Source organism: Moorena sp. SIO3B2 (genome assembly GCF_010692525.1).
GTDB classification, from domain to species: Bacteria; Cyanobacteriota; Cyanobacteriia; order Cyanobacteriales; family Coleofasciculaceae; genus Moorena; species Moorena producens.
The window spans coordinates 1-2,458 of the sequence record NZ_JAAHHE010000654.1 but is presented as its reverse complement, the minus strand read 5'-3'; the positions used below and the strand labels follow the sequence as shown (position 1 = coordinate 2,458).

The following is a 2,458-nucleotide window of genomic DNA, read 5'->3' as shown; positions in this document are numbered from 1 at the left end:
GCCATTCAGGAATTAGAGCGATTACGTGAGGCCGGAGCAAAGAAGATAGTTTTTGCCTGGTCCGCCTTTTGGTGGTTAGAACATTATGCCCAGTTTTATGACTATCTTTGTTCAAATTTAACCTGTACGTACCAAAGTGAATTGATTGTCGTGTTTGACCTGAGGGGGCGACATGAGCCCTCAAAATCTTACTATATAAGGCTTTGAGGCCAATGATCTCATCCAAGATACAGTCGCCAATTGACCCTCCTTTCATCTTTCCGCCTCCCTGGAGACTCCCGCTATAATCTTTGACGCACGCGGTGTTTGAAGTTACCGTAAGGAGATTGGAGCCTTTGTGGTTGGTAGTCTGTGAGTTAAAGTTTAAGTCTGTTGTAATAAGGCTCCAATCTCCTAAGGTTTCGTCTATAGGAAAGGGTTGAAATTTCCGTAAGAATAAAGAAGCCTTTATAGGCGACAGGCTATACATAGAAGGGTTGAAACTAATGAAATAAGGCTTCTTTATTCTAAGGTTTCGTCTCTGAGGACAGGGTTTAAATTGTATAAGCATAACCATCCTTTCTGTGAATAAATTGACAGTATTTGTGACTAATTTCCTGCACCAGTCCTGACTTAGTTGAAATATTAAAAGAGCCTGATTTCCGGGTTGCAACTCTTCCTAAATAAGTCCCTATTTTTTGGCCTTTAGTTACAACAGCACGAACAATATCCCCTGTTTGAAAACCCTTGTGAATCTTAGTTATTGAGCAGTAACGGATGGGAAAACCGTACTTGTTTGTTCGACAAATTTTACGAGTACCGTGTCCTTTGGCGGTGACAATTAAAGGTTGATAACTCTCAAGGATCAAGGTGTCAACTTTGCCAACATTTGCAGCATCCAGCCAGTGAGTTTTGGGCAGGTCTTGACGACATCGGTTGAACTTGGTCAAACCACCACTACCGACTTCGACAGGTAACCCGATGAGTTTTAATTCATGGTACAACTTCCAGCGAGTCGTATTAACGGCAGCCCCATCAGCTAAAGGTCGCTTCGCTTGAGACAAAACCCGTTTTATAACATCAATTTTTCCAGATAAGAACTGCTCAATTTCTTGGTCGGATTTAGCCTGATTACATAAATGACACGCAATAGCTAGATTAGAAACTCGATTAGAACCACCTTTAGATAATGGCTTAATATGATCAATCTCTAACCGAGTATTCGTTACCCCACAGTATGCACATTTACGATTCCATTTTTCAAAAGGTGCGCTTTCCAATGGGCGAGTAAATCGCCCTTGGGTCGCACCTGTAGATATTCTCGAAGTTCGTAACCGTAGAGCGTACCTTGCTGATACTCAATGCCAGATATTTCAGGATTCTGCAACTTCTGAGTATCAAATCTAACCAATTCTTGAGAAAGACCTGTAATAGGACACAAACAAGTTAGTTTTTTAACCCAAGTCAAGATGTTGTGAACTCTAGACATTAGACTAGGAGCTAACCATCCTTCTGGTCTAGACCGGTTAAGAAATCTAGGCTTGCGATACCGAGTTTTTCGGTTACGGCGAGCACGCCTTAATTGTCTGCGAGAAGTCAAAGCATCTCGAATTTGAAAACCTCTGTGGGTAAGTTCACATCCCCAAACTACTCGGTTATTTTGAACGATCGCCAAACCGCTTGTTTTTGCGACCGGGTCTATTTTGAGCTGATGAGTGTGAGTTATTGGCTCTTCGATTTCCTCCGTTAAAATTATAGTAAATGGATAGCGACGATAGACTAATGCCTTACCGGCTGTTAGTAGAATTCTAGCTCTTGCCGGTTTACAGGGGTCTAAAGGTTGTCGATTTTTATTGAGTACAAAGACACGCATAATTGTGTTTTCTCCTATTGCTAGGGTAAAGTTAGCTTAGTCAAAGTTATTTCTCGGTACTATCCCCATTGCACTGACTTAACTCAACTACGTCTGTTTAACAATCGGGTTCTAGAGCTGGGGACTAGCTACGCATCCCCAGGTAGGAACACTAACTCTTAGAAATAACGGAGTTCTCTGAGAACTTAGACTGGTCAACTATGAGCTTTTTCGCAAGCTCCCGCTATAGTCTGTTCGCGCAGCGTCGGCTACGCCGAAAGACTTAGCGGTGAGTTATTGACGTTCATGACTGAAGTTCCCCCGTTCGTTTGTACTACTATGCCATTGAAAGGCTCTCCCCATAAGGGATAAGCGTGATTGAGCTTTGAAATTGTGTACCCATGTTGGTTCTTGAAGTGTGTCGGCAATTGGAATATAATGCAACTATAGGCACTGGTTGCATTTTTATTTGAGAACCAAATCGCTTCTTGATGCAGTTGCTCATGGGGGAAACCCCCAAGACCGCGCTGCATCGCTTCATAGCCCTTCAGTTGAACGTTGTGAGCATTCTGAATAAGACTGTACCCAGTAGCAGTAAGTACATCATAATCTAGAAACACCACAGAG

Annotated in this window: 3 pseudogenes; 1 reads left to right on the top strand and 2 read right to left on the bottom strand. The window is 42.6% G+C overall.

Features of this window, described 5'->3' with window-relative positions:
- A pseudogene (locus tag F6K38_RS39410) lies at positions 1–207 on the top strand (hypothetical protein); the annotation flags it as partial.
- A gap of 326 nt (positions 208–533) precedes the next feature.
- Here the strand turns inward: F6K38_RS39410 and iscB are convergent.
- Both iscB and F6K38_RS39400 read right to left on the bottom strand, forming a co-directional pair.
- Positions 534–1,852, bottom strand: a pseudogene (gene iscB, locus F6K38_RS39405) (RNA-guided endonuclease IscB).
- A gap of 248 nt (positions 1,853–2,100) precedes the next feature.
- Positions 2,101–2,458, bottom strand: a pseudogene (locus F6K38_RS39400) (hypothetical protein); the annotation flags it as partial.